The sequence below is a fragment of the Cryobacterium inferilacus genome, assembly GCF_019599185.1.
In the GTDB taxonomy this organism is placed as follows: Bacteria; Actinomycetota; Actinomycetes; order Actinomycetales; family Microbacteriaceae; genus Cryobacterium; species Cryobacterium inferilacus.
On sequence record NZ_JAIEUL010000011.1, the window covers coordinates 1 to 26,688 of the forward strand.

The following is a 26,688-nucleotide window of genomic DNA, read 5'->3' on the forward strand; positions in this document are numbered from 1 at the left end:
CCGTCATCGGGATGAACGCGCAAATGAAGAAGATCAAACCCCTTGCACTCTCACGCCAGATCGGAGCGCTCATCCAGGCAGCTCGAAGTACTCGCGTTGAGCAAACGGCCAGCGCCAGTCAAACCCATCACGAACGAGCGGTTCAACGCCCGGGTCCATCACCACGACGCGGAGATCTCGTAATGAGGCAACGAATCAATCTTCGCGGAGGTATTGACGTGAGGCAACAGGGTACCCGCAGGCAAAATTTGAACATCTCTTGACATTCACAAAAACGTTTATGTAAGCTCTCACCCACATCAACAAAAACGTTTTTGGGATTGGGTTCAACGATGAGCAAGCGTGTGGGCATTCGAGAGGTCGCGGCCGCGGCCGGCGTCTCTGTGACGACCGTGTCGCACTCGCTCAGCGGTGGCGGACAGATCAGCGACGCCACCCGGGAACGGGTCAAGACCGTGGCCGAGGGCCTCAATTACGCCCCCAACCGGCTCGCCAGCGGCCTGCGCAGCAAGCGGTCGCAGATCATCGGTTTCGTCAGCGACGAGATCTCCACCACGCCATACGCCGGCAACGTTCTGCTCGGCGCACAAGACGCCGCCGCGGCCAACGACCAGGTGCTCATGGTCGTCAACTCCAACCGCAACTCCACGATCGAAGACCGCGGCATCGACGCACTGCTGCAGCACCGGGTAGACGGCATCATCTACGCCCGCATGTACCACCAGGCGGTTGAACTGCCGGCGGCCCTGAGCGGGATTCCCACCGTGCTGCTCGACGCATCCAGCGACCGCACCGACCTTTCGTCGGTGGTGCCCGACGAAGAAGGCGCCGCCCGCACCGCCATGGCGCACCTGCTCGAGGCCGGGCACCGTCGCATCGGCTACCTGGGCAACATCGACGACATCCCCGCCACCCGCGGCCGCCTCGCCGGCTACCGGGCAGCCCTGGCCGAACACGGCATCGCCTTCGACGAGTCGCTGGTCACCGAGAGTGAATCGATGACCGGGCCGGGTCGGGATGCCGCCAGCCGACTGCTCGCCCAGCCCGAACGGCCCACCGCACTGTTCTGCTTCAACGACCGCATCGCCATGGGCGCCTACCAGGCCGCACACCTCGCCGGCCTGGAGATCCCCCGGGACCTGAGCATCGTGAGCATCGACAACTTCGAGGTGCTCGCCGACGCCCTGCTGCCGGGGCTCACGTCCATCGCGCTGCCGCACTACGAGATGGGCCGGTGGGCCATCGAACGGCTCGCCGCCGAGCTGGCCGACGACGCCGATTCGGCACCGCAGCAGATTCAGATGCCCTGCCCGCTCGTTCTGCGGCAGTCAGTTGGCCCGCCTCCGCGCTAGCGCGGCGACGAGCCAACCCACATACTTCGCGCCCGCTGGAACGGCCGCGACGATCGGCGCAACCGCCGATGCACACCCCAAACCCCCGAATAGAAGGAATGAAGATGAGACACGCAAAGAAGCGCCTGATCGTAGCGAGTTTACTCGCCACGAGTCTCGTTGCCGCCCTCGCCGGCTGCGCCCCCAGCACGGCTGGCGGCTCCGACGGCCAGAACGGTGAATTGACCATCTGGACGCACAACGGCGGCAACACCGAAGAGCTCGCCGCGGTGCAGGCCATCGTCGACGGCTACAACTCCAGCCAAGACGAAACCACCGTGAAGCTGCAGGCGTTCCCGCAGGCCTCCTATAACGACTCGGTGATCGCGGCCGCGGCATCCGGCAAGCTGCCCTGCATCGTCGACATCGACGGCCCGAACGTGCCCAACTGGGCCTGGGCCAAGTACCTCACCCCGCTCGACCTGAGCGTGGACCTGGACGAGAACCTGCCCAGCACGCTGGGCATCTGGAACGGCGAGACCTACTCGGTGGGCTACTACGACGTGGCGCTGGCGATGTTCGCCCGCAAGTCCGTGCTCGAGGCGAACGGCATCCGCCAGGCCACCATCGACCAGCCCTGGACCCAGGCCGAGTTCGACGACGCACTCGCGAAGCTCAAGGCCGACGGCACCTGGGCCAACCCGCTCGACATCGGCACCGGCGACGTGGGCGAGTGGTACCCCTACGCGTTCTCCCCGCTGCTGCAGTCCTTCGGCGGCGACCTCATCGAACGTGACGAGTACCAGTCGGCCGAGGGCGTGCTCAACGGCCCCGAAGCCCTCGAATGGGCCGAGTGGATGCAGTCCCTCGCCACCGACGGCTACATCGCCACCAAGAGCGGCGCCGACTCCGCCCTCGACTTCCAGAACAACGTCACCGCCATCCAGTACGGCGGCAGCTGGGCCGCGGCCCAAAACTCCGCCGCCCTCGGCGACGACCTGGCCGTGATGCCCTCCGTCGACCTCGGCGAAGGCACCAAGATCGGCGGCGGCTCCTGGCAGTGGGGCGTGACCACCGGTTGCGCCAACCCCGAGGCCGCCATGGACTACCTCTCCTACTCGCTTTCCCCCGAGAACATCGCCGCGGTCGCGGTGGCCACCGCCACCATCCCCGCCACGGATGCCGCCGCCGCCCTGGTGCCCGGCTTCGAGGAGGGCGGCGACCTCGCCATCTTCCGCGAGTTCTCCGCGAACAGTGCGGTGCTGCGCCCCGAGACCCCGGCGTACCCGTTCATCGCAACGGAGTTCACCAAGGCGACGCAGGACATCATCAACGGCGGTGACCCGCAGGGCACCCTCGACGCGGCGGTCAAGGCCATCGACGCCAACATCACGTCCAACGGCGGTTACACGCAGAAGTAGTCGACCGCGGGGGCGCGACTCACGCGCCGCGCCCCCGCCCTCGCTCAGGGAGACTCTCATGACCACCACGATCGAACGACCCCCCGCGGCCCCCGCCGCCGCCGGCCCGGCCCGGCCCCGCAGGCCCAAACGTGACCGCACCAGCAAAACCGAGAACCTCGCCGGGCTGGCCATGCTCACGCCCGCCGTGCTGCTGCTGGCCCTCTTCATCTTCGTGCCCGCGATCCTCGCATTCGGGCTCGCCTTCACCAACGCCCGACTCATCTCGCCCTACCCGGCGGTGTTCGTCGGCCTCGACAACTTCGTGCGGCTGTTCGCGGATGCCGCGTTCTTCCGGGCGCTGATCAACGTCGGCTACTTCGCCGTGGTCGTCGTGCCGCTGCAGGCCGGGCTCGCCCTGGTCATGGCCATCCTGGTGAACAAGAAAGTGCGCGGCACCACGTTCTTCCGCACCGTGTACTTCCTCCCGGTCGTCACCTCCATGGTGGTCGTGTCGCTGCTCTGGCTGTTCATGTACCGCCAGGACGGCCTGATCAACGTGATCATCGACCGGGTCACGATGGGCCTGGTCACCGGGCCGGACTGGCTCAACGACACCACCACCTCGATGCCGGCGATCATCCTCATGTCGGTCTGGCAGGGCGTGGGATTCCACATGATCATCTGGCTCTCCGGCCTGCAGACCATCCCCGCCGACCTCTACGAAGCGGCCGACCTCGACGGCGTCTCGCCGTGGCAGCGGTTCAGGTACATCACCTGGCCGGGCCTCTCCGCCACCCGCAGCCTGATCCTGGTGACCATCACCATCCAGGCGCTCAGCCTGTTCACTCAGATCAGCGTGATGACCCAGGGCGGTCCGCTCAACTCCACCACCACGGTGGTCTACGAAGCCGTCGAATCCGGCTTCGCCCAGCAGGAGACCGGCTACGCCTCGGCGATCTCCCTCGTGTTCTTCGTCATCGTGCTGCTGATCTCGGTTGTGCAGCGGTTCCTCAGCAGAGAGAAGGCCTGATCATGGCGATCTCAAACGTAGCCATCGCAGAGGTGGCACCGGCATCCGCCCCGCACGTGGTGCTCGGTCGAAAGACGGCCCGCAAGAAGCGCGTGATCGGCATCGGCGGCTACCTCCTCCGCATCGGCCTGGCCGTGCTGTTCCTCTTCCCGATCCTGTTCATGTTCGTGTCGTCGCTCAAGCCCGACCAGCAGATCTTCGGCGACCTGTCGTCGATCGCCGCGTTCCTGCCCATCGGCAACATCTCGATGGACAACTACGCCGCGGTGTTCGACCGGGTGCCCGCCGCCCGATTCCTGGTCAACTCGATCGGCATCTCGGCGATCACCGTGGTCGCCGGCATCCTGGTGAACAGCCTGGCCGCGTTCGCGCTGAGCCGGATGCGGGTGCGCGGCAAGACCGTCATCCTCACGCTCATCATCGCCACCCTGATCGTGCCGTTCGAGACCCTCGCGCTGCCGCTGGTGTGGTGGGTGAACCAGCTGCCCTCGTTCGAGCTGACCGAGCTGGGCTTCATGTTCAGCAAGGGCTGGATCGACACCTACCAGGTGCAGATCATCCCGTTCGTGGCCAACGCGTTCTCGATCTACCTGTTCCACCAGTACTTCGAGTCGATCCCCAAGGAGCTCGACGAGGCCGCCCGCATGGACGGCGCCGGCTGGTTCCGCATCTACCGGCAGGTGGTGATGCCGCTCTCCGGCCCCGCCATCGCCACCGTCGCGATCCTCACCTTCCTGCCCGCCTGGAACTCCTACCTCTGGCCGCTGATGGTGGTGCAAACCGAGGAGCTCCGCCCGGTGATGGTGGGCGTGCAGTACTTCTTCCAGCTCAACGTCTCCTGGGGCGAGGTGATGGCGTACTCCACGCTGATCACGCTGCCCGTGGTGGCCCTGTTCATCGCTTTCCAACGCTCATTCGTCAACAGCATCGCGTCCAGCGGTGTGAAAGGTTAGGCCGGTTCTATGTCGCTCCAACTGCCCGATAAGTGGATCTGGGACTCCTGGTACGTTCAGGTCGACGGCGTCACCCACGCCTTCTATCTGCACGCCAGCAAGGCCCTTGGCGATCCGGAACGCCGGCACCGGCACCCGATCGTCGGCCACGCCGTCAGCACCGACCTCACCAACTGGACCGTCGTGCAAGACGCGCTGATCATCTCGGATGCGCCCGCCTTCGACGACGGAACCACCTGGACCGGCTCGGTCGTGCGGGCCGACGACGGCCTCTGGTGGATGTTCTACACCGGCACCTCCCGCGCCGAGAACACCATGGTGCAGCGGGTGGGCGCGGCCACCTCGGCCGACCTGCTCAGCTGGACCAAGGTCTCGACCGAACCTCTCGTGGAGGCCGACCCGGCCTTCTACGAGACGCTCGACCTCACGGTCTGGCACGACCAGGCCTGGCGCGACCCGTGGGTGTTCCGTTTTCCGGGCGAGAGCACCTGGCAGATGCTGATCACCGCCCGCGCCGCCACCGGCGACCCGCTGGTGCGCGGGGTACTCGGCCACGCCACCAGCTCCGACCTGCTGAATTGGACCGTGCAGCCGCCGCTCAGCCAGCCGGGACAGGGCTTCGGCCAGCTCGAGGTGTTCCAGTTCGAGATCGTCGACGGGGTGCCGATCCTGCTGTTCTGCTGCGGCGTCAGCGAGCTCTCACCCGAGCGCCAGGCCGCCGGTGAGGTGGGCGGGGTCTACAGTGTTCCCGTGGACTCACGACTCGAGCAAGTGGACTTCTCCGGCTCGGTGCTGTTCGATCGCACCGACCTCTACGCTGCACGGCTGCTGCAGGATGCCGCGGGCGGCTGGGCGCTGCTCGGCTTCATCAACACCGTCGACGGCGAGTTCGTCGGCACACTGAGCGACCCGATCCCGGTCACGGCCGATCCGGTTCTGGGCCTCGTGCACCGGTCGGTACCCGACGCAGCCGCAGCGCCCGCGTTGGCGGCGGCGCTGTGACCGGGGCGGATGCTGCCGGGCGAGCTGTGCTGGTGGTCGGCGAGGCGCTGATCGACCTAGTGCAGCGGGCCGACGGCTCCCGGCACGAAGCCCCTGGCGGCAGCCCCGCCAACGTGGCGCTGACGCTGGGCCGGTTGGGCCGGCATCCGCAACTGCTCACCAGCCTGGCCGATGACGATCGCGGCCACGCCGTGCGCGCCTGGCTGACGGACTCGGGGGTGCGGGTCGCGGCGGCGAATGTCGCCGGGGCACGCACCTCCACCGCAGCCGCCGTGCTCGACGCCACCGGCGCAGCGAGCTACGAGTTCGACCTGACCTGGGCCGTGGACGCCTCCCTGGCGGGCCCGGCTGATGTGCTGCACGTCGGCTCGATCGCCACCGTGATCGAGCCGGGCGCGTCAGAGGTGGCGAGTCTGGTGCAGGAGCGCCGCGCGACGGCCACGATCACGCTCGACCCCAACATCCGCCCGGCTCTGATCGAGAGTGCCGGTGCCGCACGGTCACGCCTCGAGCAGCTCGTGCGCCTCGCCGATGTGGTGAAGGTCAGCGACGAAGACCTGCTCTGGCTGCGCCCCGACCAGAGCCTGGCCGACGCCGCGGCCTACTGGCTGGCCGCCGGCCCTGCCGTGGTGGTGGTCACCCTCGGCGGGCAGGGCGCCTTCGCGCTCACCGCCGCCGGCCGGGTGTCGATCGCTGCCCCGACGGTGACGGTGGTGGACACCGTCGGAGCCGGCGACACCTTCATGGGCGCCCTCATCGACGGGCTCATCGACGCGAACCTGATCGGCGCCGACCGCCGGCAGGCCCTGCGCGATATTCCGCTGGGCGTTCTCGAGGGCATCATGCGCCAAAGCGCGGCCGCCGCGGCGATCACGGTCTCCCGCCCCGGCGCCGACCCGCCCACCCGCGCGGAGCTCGACGCCGCCTGAAGCCAGCGGGGGCGAGCTGGCGATTCGCGACCAGGCCCGAGTTGCGTCACTGCTTCCACTCGGCGCGGCTGCGTGCGGCACCGATTTGTGACGTTGCCCCCATCGGCATCCTGCCGCGTGGGCCGCCTGCTCCATACTTGGATACACGGGCATTCGCCCGCCACGATCCACGGAGATGAGACCGGTGTCAGACCCCAGCCTTCGCCTGCCCAACACGCAGTTCTGCGCGGTGCTCAACCTTGGCGTGCTGCCCCTGGTGGCGCCGCCGCTGCCGCCCCGGTTCGCGTTCCCGGTTCTGGATGCCCAGTGGCTGGAAGACGGCGCCGCGATCTACATCGGCTTCGAAGAGGGCGAGCTGCACTTCGACGTCACCGAGCACGGCACGGAGCACCACTTCCACAACGCCGACGGCGTCGACAGCGACATCAGCCCGTGGCCGCGCGCCGACACCGCGGCCCTGCTGGCCTGGGCCGTGCCGTTCGTGGCTCACGTGAGCGAGTTGCTCGAAGAGCTCACCATGGATGCCGCGGAGGCCGCCGAATGGAGCGCGCTGGGCCTGACCGTCTACGCGACCAGCCCGGAGGAACCCGTGCAGCTCGAGGTCGTCGACCTCGAACTCGAGGGGGAACAGCTGATGCTGCCCTGGCTGGGCGCCGGACACGTGGGCCACGACCACATCGACGGCCCCAACCATCCGATCGCGCTGCTCTGGAACGCGCAGCACGACGAGCCCGACGTGCCCCTGGCCTCGGCCTGGACCGACCCGGCCACCGGCCAGCCGGCCGTGCTCGCCCGCCCCCAGGTGGACTGGGACGCCGTTGGCCTGCCCGAGGCCGAGGTGCTCGAGTGGCTGGAGGGGCTCTACCTCAACCACCACCTGCTCGCCGACCCCGAAGAACTGATTCTGCGGGCCGGCCTCGAGCGGATCGCCGGGATTCGCTAGCCCGGACGCCGCAGCCTCCGACCGACAAGGAGTACGCATGACGAACCGACAGCGCAGGGTGAGCGTGGTCAGGACGCCGTGACACCCTGCCGGCTGCGGCTCCAGGTGACCAGCGGATGCAGCAGCGAAATCAGTTGGCGCCCAGACGGCGTGAGGTTGTAACTGATCGACACCGGAGTGGTGGGCTGCACATCCCGCTCGATCAGGCCTTCGGTTTCGAGTTCCTTGAGCCGGGCCGCAAGCACCCGGTCGGAGATGCCGTCCACGAGGGCGCGGTACTCCGAGAAGCGGCGAGCGCCGCGAGCTCCGGCCATCAGGATCGCCGCGCTCCACTTGCGGCCGGCCAACTCCACGGAGATCTGGAACCGGCGGCACTCCTCCTCGTCGAGGGCAAAGGTGGATTCGGTTGGGGTCTTCATTTCCGACTGCTGCACTGACATTCCGCTCCCTCGACTCGCTAACTATTGGTTAGCAGCTTACCCCCGGATGGCGAAAAGTGGCGAGGTTTGCCATCGTGGGGTATCGGCGCTCGTTCGAGACGCCCGCACTGTGCACAGAAAGGCCCCCATGGTCACCACGATCGGCATCCTCGGGGCGGGCCGCGTCGGCTCCGCCATCGCCCGCACCGCACTCAAGGCCGGCTACGCCGTGCACATCGCCGGCTCCGGGCCGGCCGCCGACATCGAACTGATCGTCGACATCGTCATCCCCGGCGCCGTGCCGATGACGGCCGCGGAGGTCGCAGCGTCCTCCGACCTCGTCGTGCTGGCCGTGCCGATGCACAAGTTCCGCTCGGTCGACCCCGCCACCCTGGCCGGCCGCATCGTGATCGACACCATGAACTACTGGCAGCCCATCGACGGCGAGCTCGACGAGATCGCCGCAGACCCCCGCGGCAGCAGCGAGGTCGTCGCCGACTACTTCGCCGATGCCCGCCTGGTGAAGACGCTCAACCACATCGGCTACCACGACCTCGAGACGGATGCCCGGCCGGCCGGCCACCCCGAGCGGCACGCCCTGGCCATCGCCGGCGACGCGGATGCCGCGGCCGTGGTCGCCGAGGTCATCAACCGCTTCGGCTTCGACCCGGTGCTCGCCGGCCCGTTGGCATCCGGTGTCGCGTTCGAGCCGGGCTCGCCCGTCTTCGGCGGCCGGCACACCGCGGCCGAGCTCGCCGCCGAGCTGGAGCCGGCCGAGGCCGCCTAGCCCCGCTCAGACTCGCTCCACCCACCAGACAGAGGACAGAACCATGGAAATCGGCGCCTACAGCTTCGGCGACACCCCGTTGAACCCCGACGGCTCCCCGCGCAGCACGGCGGAGGGCATCCGCAACCTCTTTGACGCCATCGTCGTCGCCGACAAGGCCGGCCTGGACTACTTCGGTATCGGCGAGCACCACACCGTGAGCATGCCGGCGTCCTCCCCCGGGGCCCTGATCAGCGCCGCCGCCGCCGCGACCGGCCAGATCATTCTCGGCAGCGCCGCGAGCGTCATCAGCACGGATGACCCGGTGCGGGTCTTCCAGCAGCTCGCCACCGCCGATGCGATCTCCGGTGGCGGCCGGGTGGAGATCACCGCCGGTCGGGGGTCATCCGTGGAGACCTTCCCGCTGTTCGGCTACGACCTGGCCGACTACGACCGGCTCTACGCCGAGAAGCTCGACCTGCTGATGACCATCAACGACAGCGCGACCGAGAACGTGACCTGGTCGGGCACGGTGCGGCCGACGCTCGACGACCTGGCCGTGGTGCCCCGCCCTGTCGCCGGTCGCCTGCCGATCTGGTTGGCCACCGGCGGCAACGCGGCCTCGTCGGCCCGGGCCGGCAAGCTCGGCCTTCCGGTCTCGTACGGCATCATCGGCGGCGAGCCGCACCGGTTCGCCCCGCTCACCGAGCTGTACCGCCGGTCGGCCGCGCAGGCCGGTCACACCGAGAACATCAAGGTGTCGGTAGCTACGTTCGGGCTGGTGGCGCCCACGAAGAAGGAGGCCCTGGAGCGCTTCTACCCCGGCTGGCACAGCCTCAACGTGGAGATGGGCCGGCTGCGCGGCTGGGGCGCCCCCGATCGCCGGCAGTTCGACGCCCAGGCTGCCGCGCCCGGCGCCTACTACGTGGGCGACCCCGACGACGTCGCCGAGCGCATCGTGCACCTGCACGGCTACCTCGGTCACATGCGGCACTTCCTGCAGGGCGACTTCGGCGGCCTGCCCACCGAGCACCTGCACGAGTCGCTCACCCTGCTGGCCACCGAGGTGAAGCCGCGCGTGGCGCGGCTCCTCGCCGCCAAGTAACCCAGGCCAGGCTCGCCGGGCGAGCTCGCTGCGGCGCGGATGCCTCGCCCGTGCAGCGCGCGCGGGCACCACTCGGGAGGTGCGCGGGTGGCGCGCCGCTTCGCGGGTGGCGTGCCGCCCGCGAAGCGGCGCCTGACCCGCGAAGCGGCTGCCGACCCCACGAGAACGCGGTGGGGCGTGGCCCCGCCGGCGGCACCCGCGGGTACGGTGGGGCCATGACGGATGCGGCACTAATCGGCTCGGTGAGCGCACCCGACCTGCACGTGATGACCTACAACATCCGGCGCAAGCTGCCCACGCTGCGCCCGGACAGCCCCGACCGGTGGGACACGCGCAAACGGCTGCTGCAGCGGCTGCTCGCGGCCGAGCAGCCCACCCTGCTGGGGGCGCAGGAGGCGCTGGCCGAGCAAATCGACGTCGTCGCCGCCGCCCTCGGGCCGCACTACAGTTGGGTCGGGCACGGCCGCCATGCCGACAGGAGCGACGAGCACAACCCGATCTTCTACGACACCCGCCGCCTGCAGCTCACCGACTGGCGCCAGTGGGCGCTCTCGAGCACGCCGGAGGCACCGGGGTCGAGGTCCTGGGGCAACCTCGTGCGCCGGGTGGCGGTGTCGGCGGACTTCATCGACACGGCCACCGGCATCCGAGTGCTGGCGTTCAACACCCACTTCGACCACCTGTCCTGGCGGTCCAGGTTGAAGGCAGCCACGTTCCTGCTCGACCGGGTGCGCACCGCCCGCGCCGCTGAGCCGGATGCCGCGGTGGTCGTCACCGGCGACTTCAACGCCTCGGCCGATTCGGCGGTGTACCGCCGCCTCACCGAGGAGGGCTTGTTGCGGGACACCTGGACGGCCGCGACCACCCAGCTGACGCCGCAGTGGGGCACCATCTCGCACTACAAGCAACGCCGCCGCGGCGGGGCCCGCATCGACTTTGTGCTGGTCGGGCCGGGTATCGACGTGAGCAGCGTCGGCATCAATGCCGCCAGGTACGCCGGCAGGGCCGCATCCGACCATGAACCGGTGCAGGCCGTTCTGCGCCCGATGCCCTCGCCGACCGACGGGCAATCCGGTTAGGGTGCTGGCATGATCTCCGGGCTGCGTCGGCCCTCCGGGGCTGCAGAGGTGCTCGCCGACGCGCTCCGGGCCGTGGCGTTGGTGGGCATTGTCGTCGCCGGCGTCGGCTGGGGGCCGCTCTCCGGGGTCAGTCTCGCGCTCGTGGCCGGCGGGATGCTGCTCCCCCGGCTCCTGGGCCTGCGGCCGAGCGTGGACATCGCGTTCGGCATCGTGGTGCTCGTGGCGGTGTGGAGCAGCGTGTTGGACATCTACCTGACCACCAGGTGGTGGGACCTGCCGATGCACTTCCTGACGAACGGTCTGTGCGCCGCGCTGCTCTACATCGTGTTCGTGCAGCTCGGGGTGCTGGCCGACGCCGAGACACTTCCCCGGCCGCTGGTGACCACCGCTGTCGTGACCCTGGCGCTGGGCATGGCCCTCGGCGTTGTGTGGGAGGTGTTCGAGTGGGTCGGGCACAACTTCATCGACAACGCGATCTTCGTCGGCTACGACGACTCCATCGGCGACATGGTCTGGGGTGCCGCGGGCGCACTGCTCGCGGGCTGCCTGATGCGCCATCTGGCCGGCCCGTCCACTGCCGCCGCACGGTGCGACAACATATTGCTCAGCGACGAGGCCTGACCGGAGCGCTGCCGACTCCCGTCTCTCGTGTCGCCCCCCCTTGTATCGGACCCTTTGTATCTGATAGATATAGCTGTGAGTGAGAGCGAGGGTACGGATGGCGGTGTCAGAACAGACCCGTATGGCCGTCCTCGGCGGGCTGAGCATCACGCCGATGACGGGTTATGCCCTGCGCGAGCAGATCCGCGACACCCTCGGGCACTTCTGGGCGGAGAGCTTCGGCCAGATCTACCCAGCGCTCTCGGCCCTGGAGCGCGAGGGCCTGATCGAGCGTCAGCCCGCCGCGCGAGCGGGTTCGTCCACCTTTGCGATCACGCCGGCGGGCAGCATCCGGTTGCGCGAACTGCTCTCAGAGGCCCCACAGCCCGCCCAACCGCGCAACGGCCTGCTGCTGCGGCTGTTCTTCGGGCGGCAGCTGGGCGAGGCGGCCTGCCGGGCGTTGGTGCAGGATGCCCGCGCCCGCGCCGAGACCGACCTCGCCCGGATGCGCGGCCTCCGCGCCGAGCTGCGGGGCGATATCGGCCCGGATGCGCCGTTCATCCTGCTCACCGTGCTGGCCGGGGAGCACTCCGCGCGAGCCTCGATCGCGTGGGCGGAGGAGGCCACCCGGCTTCTGGACGGCCTGGTCGCCGCGGAACCGGAGCCCTCGTGAGCGCGGGCCTGGTCACAGCGGCCTCGATCGTTTTCTGTGTGCTCATGGTCGCATTGATCGTCTTCCAGGCCGCGCTCATCGCCGGGGCGCCGCTGGGGCACCTCGCCTGGGGCGGCCAGGACCGGGTGCTGCCCATTCAGAAACGTCTGGGCAGCGCCGTCTCGATCGGGCTGTACCTGGTGTTCGGCGTGGTGGTGCTGCAGCGAGCCGGGTTGGCCGACGTGATCCCCTGGCCGGGGTTCGTCGGCGTCGCCATCTGGGTGCTCGCCGGCTATTTCGCGCTCGGCATCGTGCTGAACGGCATGTCCAGGTCGAGGCCGGAGCGGTGGACGATGGCGCCGCTGTGCGCGGTGCTTGCGGGCCTCACGGTGATCGTGGCTCTGGGCTGAGGTCGGCTCGCAGGGGCGCGGCGAAGAACTCCCGCTCGTGCCCGGCCGAGGCGCGAAAGGCCAGCGCCATGCGGCGCCGGGCCGGTTCGTTCGCGGCTGAGGCCGCCCCTGTGACGATCTCGATCGCGCGGGCCGTCGACGCGGCGAACGCCTCGTCCGCGTAGGTGTCCAGCCAGCTGCGGTACGGATGCTCCGCGTGCGACAGCGGATGCAGCCGCGCGCCGACATCCTGGTACATCCAGAAGCAGGGCAGCAGCGCCGCGACGAGCACGCCGTAGTCGCCGCTCGCGCCGGCGGCGGCCAGATGGTTGAGGTAGGCCGTGGTCGCCCCGCTGGGCCGCACGTCGGCCAGGTTCTCCTCGTCGATCCAGCCGGTGTGCAGGGCGAGTTCGGCGGCGATCGCACCGTGCGCGCTGGCCGCCCAGAACGCCTGCTCGGCGCTGGTCGGGGCGAGCCGGCTCGCGATGGCCAGCATCCGGGCGTACTCGCGCAGGTACAGCGCGTCCTGCTCGAGGTACCAGAGGAACACCTCCCGGTTGAGTGAACCGTCACCCAACCGCCGAACGAACTGCAGCTCGTCGGTCTCGCTGCGGATGTCGCCGATGTCGTGCCACCACGACCGGGCGACCTGCGCCGGGGTGGGGTGGGTCTGCAGACCGCCGCGCTGCCAGAGGCCGGCGAAGTGCTGGATCGGACCGTGCCCCGTGCCCACATCGAGGTCGTCGGAGTGGGCGATGCTCTCGGTCAACCAGAGTTTCGCTTCGGCGACCGCGTCACCCCAGTCCGCCAGGGTCGGTTCGGCCCCGCCCGCCAGGGCCACCACCCGTGTGGCGACCGCAGAGGAGAAGGAACATCCGGTTCCGTGGGTGTTGACGGTGTCGATCCGCAGCCCGGGAAATTCCCGCACGGTGTGGGCGTCGACGAGCGCATCCGGCACGGCATCACCGGCCAGGTGCCCGCCCTTGGCCAGCACCAGCACCCCGTACGTGTCGGCGACCTGCCTGGCCTGGCGCAGTACCTCGGCCCAGCTGCCGGCCACGGCTTCCCCGGCGAGAACGGCGAGCTCAGGGATGTTGGGCGTGACCACGTGCACCACGCTCAGCAGCTCGCGCAGGGCCTGTTCGGCATCCGTCGTCAGCAGCCGGTCGCCGCTGGTGGCGATCATGACGGGATCGAGCACCACGATCGGGGGTGCAACCTGGGCCAGCCACTCGCCGACGGCACGGGTGACATCGACGTCGGCGAGCATGCCGATCTTGACGGCATCGATCCGCACGTCATCGCTGACGGCGATCAGTTGGTCGCGCAGGAAGGCCACCGGCGGCACGTGCACCGAGCGCACGCCATGGGTGTTCTGCGCGACGAGCGCGGTGACCACGGCCATGCCGTAGCCACCGTTGGCCGCGATGCTCTTGAGATCGGCCTGGATGCCCGCACCACCGGTGGGGTCGGTGCCGGCGATGCTCAGCACGCGCGGGATGCGTGGGGTGGCGCCGGTCATGCGCTCGCTCCCCACGCTGCTCGCAGCTCGCGGGCTGCCTGGTCGGGGTGCGGTGCCGCGCAGATCGCCGACACCACGGCGGCGCCCGCGGCACCGCACTCGCGGAGGGCGGCCAGGTCGCGCAGGCCGACCCCGCCGATGGCCACGGCCGGAAGCGTGCTGACCCCGACCAGGCGGGCGAACTCGGCCAGCCCGAGGGCCGGCGGGGCATCGGTCTTGGTGCGGGTGGGGTGCAGTGCGCCGATGCCGACGTAGTCGATGAGGGCCGGGTCGTCGGCCGCTCGGCGCAACTGCGCATCCGTCGACGCGCTCAGCCCGATCACGGCGTCGAAGCCGACGAGGTCGCGCACGGCGCTGACGGGCAGGTCGGATTGCCCGACGTGCACCCCGGTCAACCGGCGGCCGGCGGCGCGGGCGGCCAGGAACACGTCGACCCGGTCGTTCACAATCAGCGCGACGGTGTCGGGCAGCTCGTCCGCGATGCGCAGCACGGTGTCGAGGAACTCCTGTGCGGAGGCGTGCTTCTCGCGCACCTGCACGGCGCTCACTCCCCCGGCGACGGCGTGGCGCACCACGTCGACGACGGTGTGCCCGGCCGCGGCGGCCTGGGCCGTGTCGGTGACCAGGTAGAGCGACAGGTCGATCGGAGCACGGTTCAGCGGAGCACCGTTCATCGGAGCACCGCCCGACGCTCGATGTCCTGCGCGTTGACGGTGGCCAGGGCGTCCACGAAGGCGACGGCGAAGCTGCCAGGTCCGGCGGCGGTCTCCGCCGCCAGCTCGGCCGCGACCGTGTACACCGTGGCCGCGGCCACCGTGCTGGCGAACCTGTCGTCGTCGACCGCGGCGAACGCGGCCATCACCGCGCCGAGGGCGCAGCCCCCGCCGGTGACCCGGGTGAGCAGCGGATGCCCGTTGTCGATGCGCACCAGCTGGCGGCCATCCGTGATGATGTCGACGGGACCGGAGATGGCGATCACCCCGCCGGTCGACTCGGCGAGCGCGGTGGCCGCCGTGAGTGCGGCATCCACCTCGTCGGAGGAATCAACGCCGCGGCCGCCGGAACCGGCGCCGGCCAGCGCAATGATCTCGGAGGCATTGCCGCGCACCACGGTGGGCCGCAGGTCGCGCAGGGCGAACGCCAGCGGCGTGCGCACGGGCAGGAAGCCGACGGCCACAGGGTCGAGCACCCACGGCGTCCCGGCCGCGTTCGCGGCGGGCACGGCCTCGACCATGGCGTCACGTTGCTCGGCCGTCGGGGTGCCGAGGTTGACCAGCAACCCGGATGCGATCGGCGCGAACGCACCCGCCTCGCGCGGGATGTCGACCATCGCCGGCGCCGCCCCGAGCGACAAAAGCACGTTCGCGGTGAAATTCACCACGACGCTATTGGTGATGCACTGCACGAGCGGCGAGCGGGATCGCACCTCGTCTAGCGCTGAACAGGTGAATGAAATCAGGTCTTCTGGCGTGCGCATATGCGCGACATCCCTTCGCTAGTACTAACTAGATCAGGTTCAACGGGTGTTATCTCAGCTCCAGATGGAGCACCCCGTGTCACTTGGCTTCTGTGCAGCGTAGTGGAAAGCGCGACGCAGATTCGCGCTCGAGAAACCCCAGACCCACGTGTGAGTCCCCGCCTGCCCGTGCGACGATAGAACAGCACCGCACCCGCCCGATCGCCATCGAGAGGTGACCAGATGTCCGGCACGGCCGTTGTCACCCCGATCGCCCCGCGCCTGCAGCGTGACCGGCTCGTGGTGCCCGATGTGGCCCGCGGCGTCGCGATCATGGCCATGCTCGTCGCCCACGCCGGCCCCATCATGGTCGACCAGCCCGCCGCCACGGCGTTCCTGCAGGGGCAACTCAACGACCTCGCGTCGCCGCTGTTCGCGGTGGCGATGGGTGCGGCCGCGGCAATCGTGCTGGCCAAGGCCGGCCCCACCGCATCCGCCCGGCTCACCGTGGTGCTGCAGAACCTCATCCGCGGCGTGATCCTGGTGCTGCTCGGGGTGGTGCTGTCCACCTGGGGCAGCTGGATCGCCATCGTGCTCTCGTTCCTGGGCATCGTGCTGGCCATCGGCACGCCGCTGGTGCTGCTCGGCACCCGGGCGCTGATCGCGGTAACGGCGGCGGTGCTGGTGCTCGGCGCCCCCCTGAACGAACTGGTGCTCACCGCCACCGGCCCGCTGATCACCTCCGGCGAGCGCGGCCCCACGAGCTTCCTGCTGGAGTGGCTCTTCCTCAGCCCGCACTACCGGGTGACCAACCTGCTGCCGTGGTTCCTGATCGGGGCGTTGTTGTTCCGCATCCGCTTCGGCGGCCGCCTGACCGGTTGGATCATGCTCGCGATCGCGGGGCCGGCCTGGCTGCTCGGGCCGCTCTGGCGCGGCGCCACCGGTGAGGAGTTCAGCGCGTCTGGCAGCTACCTCGACACCCTGCACGACGCCGGGCTGGTGCTGCTCACACTGGGGCTCATCATTTTGCTCGCCTCGGTTCGGCAGCCAGGTGCCGCCCGGGTGATCCATGCCGGGTTCCTGCCGTTTCAGGCGATCGGGTCGATCTCCCTGTCGCTCTACGTGTTCCAGGTGGGTGTGGTCGCGCTGATGGCCGACAACGGCATCCGCTACGGCACCACCGACCCGGTGGCTTGGCTGGTGCTCGTCGTCGGCGTGCCGTTGGTGGGGATCCTCTGGTGGCGGTTCGTGGGCAAGGGCCCGATCGAGTGGCTGATCGGCGTGGTGTCTGGCCGGTATCGCTTGCGCCGGGCGAGCGTCGGAGCCGACTCGGCCCGATAGGCAGCGCGCCGAGTCACCGCGGCACCCCTCATCTGCGGACTTTGCACGGTTCTGGGGCCGGTGCACTATGCAAAGTCCGCAACTGAGCGCTCGAATGCTCTGGCTAGGCGACCGACCAACCACCGTCGCTGGCCAGCACCTGGCCGTTCACGTTCACGCCGTCATCGCTGAGCAGGAACGTGATCGACGCGGCGAGCGCATCCGCTTCGACGGCGTCGGTGAGCACCGCCATGCCGGCGCGCACCCGCTCTGCGCCGAGCGCCGAGGCGAAGGTGGCCTCGATGTTGGTGATGACGGGGCCGGGTGCCACGGCATTGACCCGGATGCCGCTGGGCCCGTACATGTAGGCGCTGCTCTTGGTCAGCCCCACGACGGCGTGCTTGGACGCCGTGTACGCCACCCCGGCCGCCGAGCCGCGAAGCGCCGCCTCTGAGGCGACGTTGACGATCGAGCCGGACTGGCGCTCGAGCATGCCGGGCACGACGGCGCGCATGAGCTTCATGCTGCCGTCCACGTTGATCGCGAAGACCCGCTGCCAGACGGCGTCGGTCACCTCGTGCACCGGGGTCATGTCGTCCATGATGCCGGCGACGTTGGCGAGGGCGTCGATCCGGCCGCCCGCGGCCTCGACGATCCTGGCGATGGCGGCGTCGTCGGTGATGTTCGCCACCACGGGCACGATGTCGGCGCCGGCCAGCTCGGCCGCGAACTCGGTGAGGCGCTCTTCCGAGATGTCCACCGCGATCACGCGGCCGCCCTCGCGGGCAACCCTGGAGGCGGTGGCCCGGCCGATGCCGGAGCCCGCACCGGTGACGATGACGGTCTTGCCGGTGAACCGGCCGGTGTCGAGGCGCTCGACCCACTCCGGGCGCTCCACCGGTGCGGCGACGGATGCGCTGGGCTCGGCCGGCGCCGGCGCATCCGTCGTGGCAGACGCGGGCACGTCGCCGAGCTCGACCCGGCGCACCAGCTCCTCGATCAGCTCGGCCGGGAACTTGCCCTTGCTGAGCTTGACCAGGCGCTTGAGGGCGAGCTTGCGCACGGGCTTGAGCGCGTCGGCGCTCTGGCCGCCCTGGGCCAGGAGGTCACGCAGGATCGGCCCGCCGATCGGGTCGTCGAGCCAGGTGCCGACCGAGGAGTCGGCGGAGAGGGTGGTCTGGGGCATGAGTGTGGTTCCTTGTCTTGTCGGGTGACCGGCTCGGAAAGCTTGTCTGTGATCCGGACAACGTTGTCCGGATGTAACCTACCTCGGTGGCCACAATTTCCAAAGCGAACCGCGGACCGAGCGCCGGACCCGAGAACCGGCGGGCGCTCCTCGATGCTGCTCGAGCGGTTTTCGCCACGGATGGGTTCGCCGCGCCGCTGAGCGCCGTGGCCAGACGCGCGGGGGTGGGCCAGGGCAGCCTCTACCGGCACTTCCCCGATCGCACGGCGTTGGCGATCGCCATCTTCGACGAGAACCTCACCGCGCTGGAGACCTTCGTGGACCGGCCGGAAAGCACCCTGGACGACCTGCTCGACCGCGTGATCGAGCAGGCGCTCACCTCCACGGCGCTCATCGACCTGGTGATGGCCGACGCCCACGACCCCCGCGCGGTGCACCTGGCGGACCGGCTCACGGCCGTCGTCGCGCGCCTGCTCGCCCGCGAACAGGCCGCCGGCCGCATCGGCGAGCACGTTGGCACGGCCGATGTGATCCTCGCGGTATCGATGCTGGCCGGGGTGCTCGCCCGCAGCGACTCCGCCGATCGCCCGGATGTGGCCCGGCGCGCCTGGGCGCTCTTCCACGCGGCCTTCACCCCGCGCTGACACCTGCTGCCCGCAGCACCCAGCACGATGCTCACCCGCATGGCGTCCGGGCGGGGCATACTGGCGGGAACATCCGTCTGAGATGCACCACGGAAGGACCCCCGTGAGCTTCTGGATCTGTGCCACCTGCGGCGTCGAGCACGCCGACAACACCGGCGTCTGCGCCATCTGCGCCGATGAGCGGCAGTGGGTGCCGGCCACCGGGCAGAGCTGGACCACGCTGTACGACCTGTTCGAAGGCGGCTACCGGGCCGAGCTGCACCGGCTGGAACCTGACCTATTCGGCATCGAGAGTCGCCCGAGCGTGGGCATCGGCCAGCAGGCCAAGCTGCTCTGCACCCCCACGGGCAGCGTGCTCTGGGACCCGATCGGCTTCGTCGACAATGACATCGCCAACCAGGTGCTCGACCGCGGGCCGGTGCGCGCGATCGTGGCCAGCCATCCGCACATGTTCGGGGTGCAGGTGGAGTGGAGCCGTGCGCTCGGCGGCGTGCCGGTGCTGGTGGCCGAGGCCGATCTGGCCTGGGTGGCCAGGACCGACCCGGTGATCGAACCCTGGTCCGCAGAGAGGACGCTGCTCCCCGGCGTCACCCTGGTGCCGGTCGGCGGGCATTTTCCCGGCAGCGCGGTGCTGCACTGGGCGGCCGGCGCCGACGGGCGCGGGGTGCTACTCAGCGGCGACACCGTGTTCGCCAATCCCGACCGCACCTCGGTGAGCTTCATGCGCAGCTACCCCAACCGGCTGCCGCTCTCCGGGGTGGTGGCGGAGCGCATCGCCCGCACCCTGGAGCGGTTCGACTTCGACCGGTTGTACGGCAATTTCGACACCGTGATCGACACGGATGCCCGCGGCATCGTGCGCCGGTCGGCCGACCGGCACTGGGGCTGGGCGCGCGGCGACTTCGACCGCCTCACCTGAGTCGGCGCCTCACCTGAACTGCGGGCAATTCGGCGAGGCGGGTCCGGTCAGGCCGGGTGGGCTCAGGCCGGGTGGGGTGGGGTCGGACCGGGGCGTTCCGGCGGTTCGGGCAGGATGCGCAGGCCAGCCGGGGTGTTCGCCACTTGAACGAGCTCGTCGATCCAGGCCCGGTTGAGGGTGGGCTCACGTTTGCCGGAGAACTCGAAGTCGAGCGGCACCGCAGGGTTCAGCCAGATGGAGCTGTGCCCGCTGCCGGACTCCTTGGACCTCTCCCAGGAGAACGCGAAACTCTCACCGCGGCGCAGCTTGGCGACGATCACGACCTTGAGGTGCGCCAACGTGCGGTCGTCGATCTCCACCGAGATCGCGGGCGACCCGTAGATGAACTTGCCCATCACATGCCCTTACCCTGGTCGATCTCCTCGACGGCCTGATTGAATTCCGCGGCGTGCAACTCGGCTTCCGCCTCGGTCTCGGCCGAGGGCTCCTGCACCGCCAGGATGTGGGCGGGCGGGAACACCGGCAGGGGAAAGAGCGCGATCTCGCCTTCCAGGGACTCCTCCGCGACATCCGCCACGTCGAGTTCGGTGGCCGGGCCGAGCACCAGGGTGTGGGTACGGGTGCTGCCGTCCGGTTCGCGCACCTTGATGCCGACCGCGACGCTCTCCTCCCCCTGGGAGTGAGCGGTGACATAGCCGAGCAGGGCCTCCGCCACGTCGTCGCCGGTGAGGAGGGTGCCACCGGCGTAGGTGATGAGCTTCATGTTCCCGACCATAACCGCGCCGTCGGCTCTGCGGAAGGTGGCCGCGCCGAACGCGCCGGGTCCGGGGTCGGGAGAATCGCTTTCGAGAGTGCTAACACGACAACGATGCATTCCGGCCCCGGCGCGCCGACAGTTGTGCAGCGAAGTGCACAGCCCTCTCCCCAACGATTCCACAGGGTAATCCACAGCCATCGGCCCGTGTTTGCGGCGGTTTCCACACTCTCTGCACAGGGTTATCCACAGGATGGGGAGAGAAGAGATATTCGATTTTCCTGTGGCGGCATCCGAACACCGGTTACCGTACCGCTCTCAGCCCTGAACAGGTAGCCGGAGCGGAGCTACACTCCCTGCATGAAGACTCAGCATTTTTCCGCAGAGATCAAGGCCCCGGCCGACATCGTCTGGGAGACGATGCTCGACGACGCCACCTACCGGCAGTGGACCACGGTGTTCAATCCGGATTCGCATTTCCTCGGGAGCTGGCTGCCGGGTAGCGAGATCCGGTTCCTGGGCACGGGCCCGAACGGCGAGGTGGGCGGCATGGTCGGCGTGATCGCCGAGCACCGGCCGCACGAGTTCGTGTCCATCGAGTACCGCGGGCAGATTGTGGACGGCATCGAAGACACCAGTAGCGCCCTGGCCCAGCGAATCACCGGCATGCACGAGAACTACACTTTCACCGAGGTGGACGGCGTCACCACCGTGGCCGTTGCGATCGATCTCGACGAGGCCTACGCCGATGAGCTCAGCGCGGAGTGGCCGGTGGCGCTGGCCAAGCTCACCGAGCTTGCCGAGGCCGAGGCGGTCACGCAGGGCCAGCATCCGGACCGGTAGCCTCTCGGGCGGCGCGGGCCGCGCGGGCCGCACGGCTACTCGCGCAGGCCGAAGCGGGTGTGGATGGGCGCACTCCAGCGCGGCGCCCACCAGAGGATGCGCTCGAGTGCGGTCATCACCGCCGGCACGAGCACGATCCGCACCAGGGTCGCATCCAGCAGCACCGCCACGGCAAGAGCGGTGCCGATCTGCTTCATCTGCATCAGCTCGCCGGTGGCGAAGCCCGCGAAGACCAGCACGATGATCAGCGCCGCCGAGGTGATGATGCGCCCCGAACTCTGCAGGCCGGTCTCGATGGCTCCGCGGGTGCTCTCGCCGCGATCGTGATGCTCCTTGATGCGAGCGAGCAGGAACATCTCGTAGTCCATGGCCAGGCCGAAGCCGAAGGTGAGCACCAGGGCGAGCACGAGGGCGTCGACGCCCGAGATGGCGTCGGGGTCGAAGTTGAGCAGGCCGGACAGGTTGCCGTCCTGGAACCCCCAGACCAGCACGCCCGCGGCGGCACCGAGCGAGATCGCGCTGATCACCAGTGCCGTGAGCGGGATGACCACCGACCCGGTCATGAGGAACAGCAGAACGAAGGTGGCCACGGCGATGATCAGCACCGCCCACGGGGCCCCGGCGGCCAGGGAATCGAGGTAGTCGACGGACTGCGCGTCTGCGCCGCCTACCCAATTGTCGAAGGCCGGCCGGTCCGCGCGGATCTCGCGCACCACGTCGGCACCCCGGTGGGTGTCGACGCTGACCCTGCTCACCCAGTAGCCGTTCTGCAGAGCCGGCGGCGCCACATCCGTCACCCCGGGCAGGTCGGCGACGTCTTCGGCCCACCCGGTGGCGCCGGCCTCGTCGGTGCCGGACACCAGCAGCACGCGGGGCGCGGTGGCCAGCTGGAACTCCTCGTTCAGGGTGGTGATGAAGTCGTACTGGCTGGACGAGCGCGGGATGACATCGTCGGCGCTGTTCGCCACCGTCATCGACAGCACCGGGCTGCTGAGCAGCAGAAGCACGGCCGTGCCACCGAGGGCGACCAGCACCGGCGCCCGCTGCACGAGCCGGGCCAGCTTGGAGAAGACCCCCTCCTCCGGCGCGATGTCGCCGAACCGGGTGAGCCAGCGACCCACCCCGGGGATGCGGGTGAGCAGACCGGGCTGCACCAACCGCTCGCCGAGGTAGCCGAGCAGCGCCGGCACGAGCACGAGCGCGGTGAGAATGGCGATAAGCACCACGCAGATCGCCCCGATGGCGATGGCACGGATGATCGCCGGTTCGAACACGAGCAACCCCGCGGCGGCGATGGCGAAGGTGAGCCCCGAGTACAACACCGTGCGGCCGGCCGTGTTCACCGTGCTGCCCACAGCCTGGAGCATGAGTTCGTGCCGACTGTGCCGGTGGTGGGGCAGCGCGGCCAGCTCCCCGGTCTCGAGCGCGGGCAGCTGGCTGAACGGTTCGCCGTGCGGGCCGGGCGGGGCACCGGGGCCGCCGCCGCCCACCCGCGCCCGGAACTCCTCCCGGAATCGGCTGACCATCAGCAGGCCGTAGTCGATGGAGAGGCCCAGCCCGATCACGGTGATCACGTTCATCACGGTGATGCCGATGTCGAGTACGAAGGTGAAGGCGTAGAGCATCCCCAGCGCACCGATGATTGACGCGATGGCGCCGACCAGGGGGATGCCGGCCGCGAGGAAGCCGCCGAAGATCACCAGCATCACCAGTAGAGCGATGGGCAGGGCGATCAGTTCGCCCTTCTGCAGATCGGACTCGGCGACGGCGACGAGCGAGTCCACGATCAGGGGCGCGCCGCCCACCTCCACCCGGGCGGGCGGGTCGAGCTGGCTGATTTCATCCGCTGTGATCTGCAGGAGGCGGTGCACCTGGCTGAGCAGCGGGTCGGGAACGGAGCCGTCCGTGGCCGCCATGGTCACGGTCAGGAGCATCCCCTCGCCGTCCGCGGAGAGCAGCGGTGCGGCCGCCGGGTTGATGGTGCCATCGGGCAGCGACGGCATGGCCAGCGGGTTGATCACCTGCGCGACGCCGTCCACCTGGTCGAGCCGCAGGGTGGCGGAGTTCAGGACGGCCGCGAGGTCGGGCGAGGCCAGGTCGGTGGGATGCACGAGGAGCGAGAGCGACTCGGTCTGCTCGCTCTCCGGCCCCTCGATCAGGTCGGCGGCGGCCTGCGCCTCCCCCTGCACCGACGGCCCCTCACTCGAGAGCCTCTCGAACAGGCTCTGTCCGCTGACCCCGAATAGCGCTGTAGCCACACAGGCGGCGAGCGCGACGACCCAGCACAACAGTGAGATGAGGCGGTGGCGGGCGACGCTCACGCCCAATTGTCGCAACATGACGGGTCATTCCTCGGCTAGTGGATGCGCACCGCTCGGCCGGGTACGCCGGGCCCCCGGCCCTACCGCGGCCAAACTACTCCCGTCGCAGCGGTCGCGTCGGGCCACACACACCGCCACCGGGTCTACCCTGCAGGCATGACCGCACACGGGCAACCCATCCCATTGGAGCAGCACTTCGCCGGGCAGGATCCGTTGGCGCGCACCCTCTTCGACGACGTCGCCGCTGCCGTGCGTTCGATCGGCGAGGCCGAGGTGCGCGTGACAACGAGCCAGATCGCCTTTCGACGCGCACGCTCGTTCGCCTGGACCTGGCTGCCCGGCCGGTACCTCGCCGGCGGCGTGGCTCCGCTGGTACTCACGATCGACCTGGATCGGTTCGACACCTCGCCCAGGTGGAAGGAGGTGGCGGAGCCCACCCTCAACCACTTCATGCACCATCTCGAGCTGCACAGCACCGCAGACCTCGACGCCGAGGTGCTCGACTGCCTGCGCGAAGCCTGGACCAAAGCCGGCTGACCCGGAGCGACGACCAGAGCGGGCAGTCAGTTGGCTTGGGCGCAGGAGTCGTCCGCGGCGGTGCGCCCGGTGATTCCATCGAGCGGCTCTGGGCTGGGCGTTGCCGGCTGGGTCGGCACGTCCGTCGCCCCCGCATCGGCGGGTGGGTCGGCGGGCACATCGGCCGGCGGGTCAGCAGTGACGGGTTCCTCGGTCGGCTCCGCGGCAAGCGAGAACGGTTCGTCGGCGGCGATCTTGGCGAACATGGCGTCGGCGAGATCCTGCGTCGGAACCACCTTGCCCGGGAAGGCGGGGTCGTCCGTGGTGCCCGGATACTGCACGAACACCAACCGGTCGAGGTCGATGTCCTTGATCGCCAGCGCCATCTCCACCATGGTCTGCGGGGAGGCCAGGCTGGTCGAGAGCTGAATGTTCCTGGTGGCGGCATTGGCCAGGGTGAACAGCCGGGGGATGTTGCCGAAGGTGCCGTCGCCCTGCACCGTGCGCATCAGCGACGCCAGATAGATCTGCTGCGACGAGATGCGGGAGAGGTCGCTGCCGTCACCGACACCTTTTCGGCTGCGCAGGAACGCCAGTGCTGTCTCGCCGGAGACGACACTCGTGCCGGCAGGCAGGTTGAGGGCGGCCTCCGGGTCGTTGATCGGTGCGCTCAGGCAGATCGGTACCCCGCCGACGGCGTCGCTCATCTGCACGACACCGTTGAACGACACCAGGCCGGCGAACGGAATCTCCAGCCCGGTGACCGCGGCGACCGTGTCGACCACGCAGGGCAGCCCGCCTCTGGACATGGCCTCGTTGATCGGCGCGGCCGCCATGGCGTCGAACTGCTCGCCGGTCTCGGCGTGTGTGCATTCCGGATGCGCCACGATGAGGTCCCGAGGAATGCTCACGACGACGGCGTTGCTGTGGTCGGCCGAGACGTGCACGAGGATGTTGACGTCGTTGAGGGCGCTCTCCCGCACACCGTAGGCGGCGCCCTGGGCGGCATCGTTGTCGACGCCGACGATCAGGATGTTGAATCCGTCCTTGTAGCCGGCGATGGTGACCGGTTCCTCCGCCGCATCACCGCCGGTGATGTCGATGGAGTTCGCGGACACCTCGCTCGTGAGCTGCCACACGGCCAGCGCCGCCAGCGCGGTCCCGCTCACCAGGAGCACGGCCAGCACCATGGCGACCCCGGCCAGGAGGCCGGTGACCGGGTTCGACCGCTTGAGCCGGCCATGCCTGGCGATGCCGGCAATCCGCTCGTGTTCTTCGCCCACCTTGCGCCCGCCCCTCGTGCCACAGTCCTGCGGACGATAGCACCCCCACCGGGCTGCCGCCGGAGTTGGTGCCCCTCACACCCCGATCCCGACGGCTTCGGCACAGCGAGGGGCGACCGGCCTAGCCGGTCGCCCCGTCGGTGCGCGTGGTGCTCGCTCTAGACGGCCACGTCTCCGCGCCAGCCGTCGCCCTGGTTGGCGGGGTTCTCGACGAAGGTCTTGAACTGCTTGAGGTCCTTGCGGATCACGTGGTCGTCGACGCCGAAGACGGCGCCCATCTTCTCCAGGAAGCCCTCGGCCTCCCAGTCCAGCTGCACGGTGACCCGCGAGGTGGTGTCGCTCAGGCGGTGGAAGGTGACCACGCCGGCGTGCTTCTCGTCGCCGGAAGTGCTCTTCCAGGCCACGCGCTCGTCGGGGTGCTGCTCGGTGATCTCAGCATCGAACTCACGTTCGGCTCCACCGATCTTCACCTTCCAGTGCGTGTGGGTGTCGTCGATCTGGCTGATGCTCTCGACGTAGTCGAGGAAGTGCGGGAATGATTCGAACTGGGTCCACTGGTTGTACGCGGTGCGTACGGGAACGTCAACGTCGATTGTCTCGATTACCTGGGTCACGGTTAGATCCTCTGTCCTGTTTCGCGATGCCCGCGTCATCGGTGTTGACTGGCGGGCGAACGCTCTGGCGGGGTGGTCGACTCCTGGCCGGGTAGGCGGACTCGATTGTGCGAGTGTTCGTCTAGCTATGACGTATCCAGTGGCCCATTCGTCACGGCGGCGGCCGGATCCGGTGCTGAATCCGGCCGCCTGAGGCGGGTTATGCCTTGCCGACCGGGCGGGTCGAGTCCTTCGCCGTGGCCTTGCGGGGCTTACGGTCCTCTGCGCTGACCATCCAGATGTACTGCTCCAGCTTGAGGATGAAGCCGTTCAGGATATCAGCGCTGGCCGGGTCTTCTTCGTCGACAGCCTCGTGAACTTCGCGGATGTTGTCGACCGTCGCGGTGAGCAACGCTGTGACCAGTCCCACGGTTTCGGTGGTGTCCACCTCGCCGGCGGGGAACTTGGGCAGGTGCGTGGTCTTCGTGACGGTTTCGGTGCGGCCGTCGGGCAGAGCGTCGAGTGCGCGCATCCGCTCGGCGAGCTCATCGGTGAAGATTCGGGCGTCGTCGATGATCTCGTCGAGCTGCAGGTGCAGGTCGCGGAAGTTCTTGCCCACGACGCTCCAGTGCGCCTGCTTGCCCTGGACGTGCAGTTCGATCAGGTCGACCAGGACCGACTGCAGATTGCTGCCGAGCTCTGCGGATGCCTTCATTGGGATTCCCTTCGT

General features: G+C 69.2%; 29 protein-coding genes and 1 riboswitch. Of the genes, 18 read left to right on the forward strand and 11 right to left on the reverse strand.

Annotated elements, in window-relative coordinates:
* The first annotated feature begins 332 nt into the window (after positions 1–332).
* From K2F54_RS10945 to K2F54_RS10975, 7 genes are all read left to right on the forward strand, one after another.
* Positions 333–1,352, forward strand: coding sequence for a LacI family DNA-binding transcriptional regulator (locus tag K2F54_RS10945; protein ID WP_220605908.1), 1,020 nt, complete (start codon positions 333–335; stop codon positions 1,350–1,352).
* Between the two features lie 104 nt (positions 1,353–1,456).
* Entirely contained in the window at positions 1,457–2,752 is a 1,296-nt protein-coding gene (locus K2F54_RS10950) for a sugar ABC transporter substrate-binding protein (RefSeq protein ID WP_308287618.1), read from the forward strand.
* A 58-nt stretch (positions 2,753–2,810) separates the two neighbouring features.
* On the forward strand, positions 2,811–3,764 hold the full coding sequence (locus tag K2F54_RS10955; protein WP_220605910.1) for a carbohydrate ABC transporter permease: 954 nt from the start codon (positions 2,811–2,813) through the stop codon (positions 3,762–3,764).
* A gap of 161 nt (positions 3,765–3,925) precedes the next feature.
* The gene (locus K2F54_RS10960; protein ID WP_241979923.1) at positions 3,926–4,717 is read left to right on the forward strand and encodes a carbohydrate ABC transporter permease; all 792 of its coding nucleotides are present in this window, start codon (positions 3,926–3,928) and stop codon (positions 4,715–4,717) included.
* A 9-nt stretch (positions 4,718–4,726) separates the two neighbouring features.
* Positions 4,727–5,719: a glycoside hydrolase family protein gene (locus K2F54_RS10965; RefSeq protein ID WP_220605912.1), complete on the forward strand. Its 993-nt coding sequence runs from the start codon at positions 4,727–4,729 to the stop codon at positions 5,717–5,719.
* Positions 5,716–6,648 carry a carbohydrate kinase family protein gene (locus K2F54_RS10970; protein WP_308287619.1) on the forward strand — a complete coding sequence of 311 codons (933 nt, stop codon included), beginning with the start codon at positions 5,716–5,718 and terminating at the stop codon, positions 6,646–6,648. Before K2F54_RS10965 ends, K2F54_RS10970 begins: the two co-directional genes overlap by 4 nt.
* Positions 6,649–6,832: 184 nt before the next feature.
* The gene (locus tag K2F54_RS10975; protein ID WP_220605913.1) at positions 6,833–7,591 is read left to right on the forward strand and encodes a hypothetical protein; all 759 of its coding nucleotides are present in this window, start codon (positions 6,833–6,835) and stop codon (positions 7,589–7,591) included.
* A gap of 68 nt (positions 7,592–7,659) precedes the next feature.
* Here K2F54_RS10975 and K2F54_RS10980 read toward each other — a convergent pair whose 3' ends face one another.
* Positions 7,660–8,010, reverse strand: a complete 351-nt coding sequence (locus K2F54_RS10980) for a winged helix-turn-helix transcriptional regulator (RefSeq protein WP_255577017.1) — start codon at positions 8,008–8,010, stop codon at positions 7,660–7,662.
* Between the two features lie 67 nt (positions 8,011–8,077).
* On the opposite strand from K2F54_RS10980, the gene K2F54_RS10985 reads away from it, so the two are divergent.
* The 6 genes from K2F54_RS10985 (at position 8,078) to K2F54_RS11010 (ending at position 12,622) form a co-directional block, all read left to right on the forward strand.
* A complete protein-coding gene (locus K2F54_RS10985) occupies positions 8,078–8,797 on the forward strand; it encodes an NAD(P)-binding domain-containing protein (RefSeq protein ID WP_255577018.1) in 720 nt (239 codons plus the stop codon).
* Between the two features lie 43 nt (positions 8,798–8,840).
* Positions 8,841–9,881 (forward strand): LLM class flavin-dependent oxidoreductase, encoded by a 1,041-nt coding sequence (locus K2F54_RS10990; protein WP_220605916.1) that lies wholly within the window; start codon positions 8,841–8,843, stop codon positions 9,879–9,881.
* A gap of 215 nt (positions 9,882–10,096) precedes the next feature.
* Positions 10,097–10,960, forward strand: a complete 864-nt coding sequence (locus K2F54_RS10995) for an endonuclease/exonuclease/phosphatase family protein (protein ID WP_220605917.1) — start codon at positions 10,097–10,099, stop codon at positions 10,958–10,960.
* A gap of 9 nt (positions 10,961–10,969) precedes the next feature.
* Complete coding sequence (locus K2F54_RS11000; protein WP_220605918.1) at positions 10,970–11,581, forward strand: DUF2238 domain-containing protein; 612 nt, start codon at positions 10,970–10,972, stop codon at positions 11,579–11,581.
* Positions 11,582–11,678: 97 nt separating this feature from the next.
* Entirely contained in the window at positions 11,679–12,233 is a 555-nt protein-coding gene (locus K2F54_RS11005) for a PadR family transcriptional regulator (RefSeq protein WP_220605919.1), read from the forward strand.
* A gap of 44 nt (positions 12,234–12,277) precedes the next feature.
* Positions 12,278–12,622, forward strand: coding sequence for a hypothetical protein (locus K2F54_RS11010; RefSeq protein WP_255577019.1), 345 nt, complete (start codon positions 12,278–12,280; stop codon positions 12,620–12,622).
* On the opposite strand, the gene K2F54_RS11015 is transcribed toward K2F54_RS11010, so the two are convergent.
* The 3 genes from K2F54_RS11015 to thiM form a co-directional block, all read right to left on the reverse strand.
* Positions 12,597–14,123 (reverse strand): bifunctional hydroxymethylpyrimidine kinase/phosphomethylpyrimidine kinase, encoded by a 1,527-nt coding sequence (locus tag K2F54_RS11015; protein WP_220605920.1) that lies wholly within the window; start codon positions 14,121–14,123, stop codon positions 12,597–12,599. The two genes, K2F54_RS11010 and K2F54_RS11015, sit on opposite strands and share 26 nt — an antisense overlap.
* Entirely contained in the window at positions 14,120–14,797 is a 678-nt protein-coding gene (thiE, locus tag K2F54_RS11020; RefSeq protein WP_220605921.1) for a thiamine phosphate synthase, read from the reverse strand. The genes K2F54_RS11015 and thiE overlap by 4 nt, the downstream gene beginning before the upstream one ends.
* Complete coding sequence (gene thiM, locus K2F54_RS11025) at positions 14,794–15,600, reverse strand: hydroxyethylthiazole kinase (protein WP_220605922.1); 807 nt, start codon at positions 15,598–15,600, stop codon at positions 14,794–14,796. The genes thiE and thiM overlap by 4 nt, the downstream gene beginning before the upstream one ends.
* Positions 15,594–15,687, reverse strand: a riboswitch (TPP riboswitch). Its footprint overlaps the gene before it by 7 nt.
* Before the next feature lie 135 nt (positions 15,688–15,822).
* On the opposite strand from thiM, the gene K2F54_RS11030 reads away from it, so the two are divergent.
* Positions 15,823–16,920 (forward strand): hypothetical protein, encoded by a 1,098-nt coding sequence (locus K2F54_RS11030; protein WP_220605923.1) that lies wholly within the window; start codon positions 15,823–15,825, stop codon positions 16,918–16,920.
* A gap of 103 nt (positions 16,921–17,023) precedes the next feature.
* On the opposite strand, the gene K2F54_RS11035 is transcribed toward K2F54_RS11030, so the two are convergent.
* A complete protein-coding gene (locus tag K2F54_RS11035) occupies positions 17,024–18,085 on the reverse strand; it encodes an SDR family NAD(P)-dependent oxidoreductase (RefSeq protein ID WP_220605924.1) in 1,062 nt (353 codons plus the stop codon).
* Positions 18,086–18,171: 86 nt separating this feature from the next.
* Between K2F54_RS11035 and K2F54_RS11040 the strand changes: the two genes are divergently transcribed.
* Positions 18,172–18,729: a TetR/AcrR family transcriptional regulator gene (locus tag K2F54_RS11040; RefSeq protein WP_220605925.1), complete on the forward strand. Its 558-nt coding sequence runs from the start codon at positions 18,172–18,174 to the stop codon at positions 18,727–18,729.
* Between the two features lie 103 nt (positions 18,730–18,832).
* Positions 18,833–19,648, forward strand: coding sequence for an MBL fold metallo-hydrolase (locus tag K2F54_RS11045; protein WP_308287621.1), 816 nt, complete (start codon positions 18,833–18,835; stop codon positions 19,646–19,648).
* 62 nt (positions 19,649–19,710) lie between these two features.
* On the opposite strand, the gene K2F54_RS11050 is transcribed toward K2F54_RS11045, so the two are convergent.
* Both K2F54_RS11050 and K2F54_RS11055 read right to left on the reverse strand, forming a co-directional pair.
* Positions 19,711–20,043 (reverse strand): DUF7882 family protein, encoded by a 333-nt coding sequence (locus K2F54_RS11050; RefSeq protein WP_220605927.1) that lies wholly within the window; start codon positions 20,041–20,043, stop codon positions 19,711–19,713.
* Positions 20,043–20,411 (reverse strand): hypothetical protein, encoded by a 369-nt coding sequence (locus tag K2F54_RS11055; protein WP_220605928.1) that lies wholly within the window; start codon positions 20,409–20,411, stop codon positions 20,043–20,045. Before K2F54_RS11055 ends, K2F54_RS11050 begins: the two co-directional genes overlap by 1 nt.
* 351 nt (positions 20,412–20,762) lie before the next feature.
* On the opposite strand from K2F54_RS11055, the gene K2F54_RS11060 reads away from it, so the two are divergent.
* Positions 20,763–21,245: an SRPBCC family protein gene (locus K2F54_RS11060; protein WP_220605929.1), complete on the forward strand. Its 483-nt coding sequence runs from the start codon at positions 20,763–20,765 to the stop codon at positions 21,243–21,245.
* Positions 21,246–21,280: 35 nt separating this feature from the next.
* On the opposite strand, the gene K2F54_RS11065 is transcribed toward K2F54_RS11060, so the two are convergent.
* Complete coding sequence (locus K2F54_RS11065; protein ID WP_220605930.1) at positions 21,281–23,584, reverse strand: MMPL family transporter; 2,304 nt, start codon at positions 23,582–23,584, stop codon at positions 21,281–21,283.
* A gap of 138 nt (positions 23,585–23,722) precedes the next feature.
* Between K2F54_RS11065 and K2F54_RS11070 the strand changes: the two genes are divergently transcribed.
* Positions 23,723–24,103 (forward strand): DUF5655 domain-containing protein, encoded by a 381-nt coding sequence (locus K2F54_RS11070; RefSeq protein WP_220605931.1) that lies wholly within the window; start codon positions 23,723–23,725, stop codon positions 24,101–24,103.
* Between the two features lie 26 nt (positions 24,104–24,129).
* Here the strand turns inward: K2F54_RS11070 and K2F54_RS11075 are convergent, their stop codons facing one another.
* The 3 genes from K2F54_RS11075 to K2F54_RS11085 form a co-directional block, all read right to left on the reverse strand.
* Positions 24,130–25,365 carry an LCP family protein gene (locus K2F54_RS11075; RefSeq protein WP_220605932.1) on the reverse strand — a complete coding sequence of 412 codons (1,236 nt, stop codon included), beginning with the start codon at positions 25,363–25,365 and terminating at the stop codon, positions 24,130–24,132.
* Between the two features lie 158 nt (positions 25,366–25,523).
* The gene (locus tag K2F54_RS11080; protein WP_220605933.1) at positions 25,524–25,979 is read right to left on the reverse strand and encodes an SRPBCC family protein; all 456 of its coding nucleotides are present in this window, start codon (positions 25,977–25,979) and stop codon (positions 25,524–25,526) included.
* A gap of 199 nt (positions 25,980–26,178) precedes the next feature.
* Positions 26,179–26,673 (reverse strand): Dps family protein, encoded by a 495-nt coding sequence (locus tag K2F54_RS11085; RefSeq protein ID WP_220605934.1) that lies wholly within the window; start codon positions 26,671–26,673, stop codon positions 26,179–26,181.
* Positions 26,674–26,688 lie beyond the last annotated feature (15 nt).

Bases quoted from the DNA above. Each gene is read 5' to 3' on its own strand.
- K2F54_RS10995 (WP_220605917.1), top strand. From the start codon at position 10,097: ATGACGGATGCGGCACTAATCGGCTCGGTGAGCGCACCCGACCTGCAC.
- K2F54_RS11015 (WP_220605920.1), bottom strand. From the start codon at position 14,123: ATGACCGGCGCCACCCCACGCATCCCGCGCGTGCTGAGCATCGCCGGC.
- K2F54_RS10960 (WP_241979923.1), top strand. From the start codon at position 3,926: ATGTTCGTGTCGTCGCTCAAGCCCGACCAGCAGATCTTCGGCGACCTG.
- K2F54_RS11050 (WP_220605927.1), bottom strand. From the start codon at position 20,043: ATGGGCAAGTTCATCTACGGGTCGCCCGCGATCTCGGTGGAGATCGAC.
- thiE (WP_220605921.1), bottom strand. From the start codon at position 14,797: ATGAACGGTGCTCCGCTGAACCGTGCTCCGATCGACCTGTCGCTCTAC.
- K2F54_RS10965 (WP_220605912.1), top strand. From the start codon at position 4,727: ATGTCGCTCCAACTGCCCGATAAGTGGATCTGGGACTCCTGGTACGTT.
- thiM (WP_220605922.1), bottom strand. From the start codon at position 15,600: ATGCGCACGCCAGAAGACCTGATTTCATTCACCTGTTCAGCGCTAGAC.
- K2F54_RS10985 (WP_255577018.1), top strand. From the start codon at position 8,078: ATGGCGAAAAGTGGCGAGGTTTGCCATCGTGGGGTATCGGCGCTCGTT.
- K2F54_RS11065 (WP_220605930.1), bottom strand. From the start codon at position 23,584: ATGTTGCGACAATTGGGCGTGAGCGTCGCCCGCCACCGCCTCATCTCA.
- K2F54_RS10980 (WP_255577017.1), bottom strand. From the start codon at position 8,010: ATGAAGACCCCAACCGAATCCACCTTTGCCCTCGACGAGGAGGAGTGC.
- K2F54_RS11035 (WP_220605924.1), bottom strand. From the start codon at position 18,085: ATGCCCCAGACCACCCTCTCCGCCGACTCCTCGGTCGGCACCTGGCTC.
- K2F54_RS11010 (WP_255577019.1), top strand. From the start codon at position 12,278: ATGGTCGCATTGATCGTCTTCCAGGCCGCGCTCATCGCCGGGGCGCCG.
- K2F54_RS10990 (WP_220605916.1), top strand. From the start codon at position 8,841: ATGGAAATCGGCGCCTACAGCTTCGGCGACACCCCGTTGAACCCCGAC.
- K2F54_RS11070 (WP_220605931.1), top strand. From the start codon at position 23,723: ATGACCGCACACGGGCAACCCATCCCATTGGAGCAGCACTTCGCCGGG.
- K2F54_RS11000 (WP_220605918.1), top strand. From the start codon at position 10,970: ATGATCTCCGGGCTGCGTCGGCCCTCCGGGGCTGCAGAGGTGCTCGCC.
- K2F54_RS11055 (WP_220605928.1), bottom strand. From the start codon at position 20,411: ATGAAGCTCATCACCTACGCCGGTGGCACCCTCCTCACCGGCGACGAC.
- K2F54_RS10945 (WP_220605908.1), top strand. From the start codon at position 333: ATGAGCAAGCGTGTGGGCATTCGAGAGGTCGCGGCCGCGGCCGGCGTC.
- K2F54_RS10950 (WP_308287618.1), top strand. From the start codon at position 1,457: ATGAGACACGCAAAGAAGCGCCTGATCGTAGCGAGTTTACTCGCCACG.
- K2F54_RS11005 (WP_220605919.1), top strand. From the start codon at position 11,679: ATGGCGGTGTCAGAACAGACCCGTATGGCCGTCCTCGGCGGGCTGAGC.
- K2F54_RS11085 (WP_220605934.1), bottom strand. From the start codon at position 26,673: ATGAAGGCATCCGCAGAGCTCGGCAGCAATCTGCAGTCGGTCCTGGTC.
- K2F54_RS11060 (WP_220605929.1), top strand. From the start codon at position 20,763: ATGAAGACTCAGCATTTTTCCGCAGAGATCAAGGCCCCGGCCGACATC.
- K2F54_RS11030 (WP_220605923.1), top strand. From the start codon at position 15,823: ATGTCCGGCACGGCCGTTGTCACCCCGATCGCCCCGCGCCTGCAGCGT.
- K2F54_RS10955 (WP_220605910.1), top strand. From the start codon at position 2,811: ATGACCACCACGATCGAACGACCCCCCGCGGCCCCCGCCGCCGCCGGC.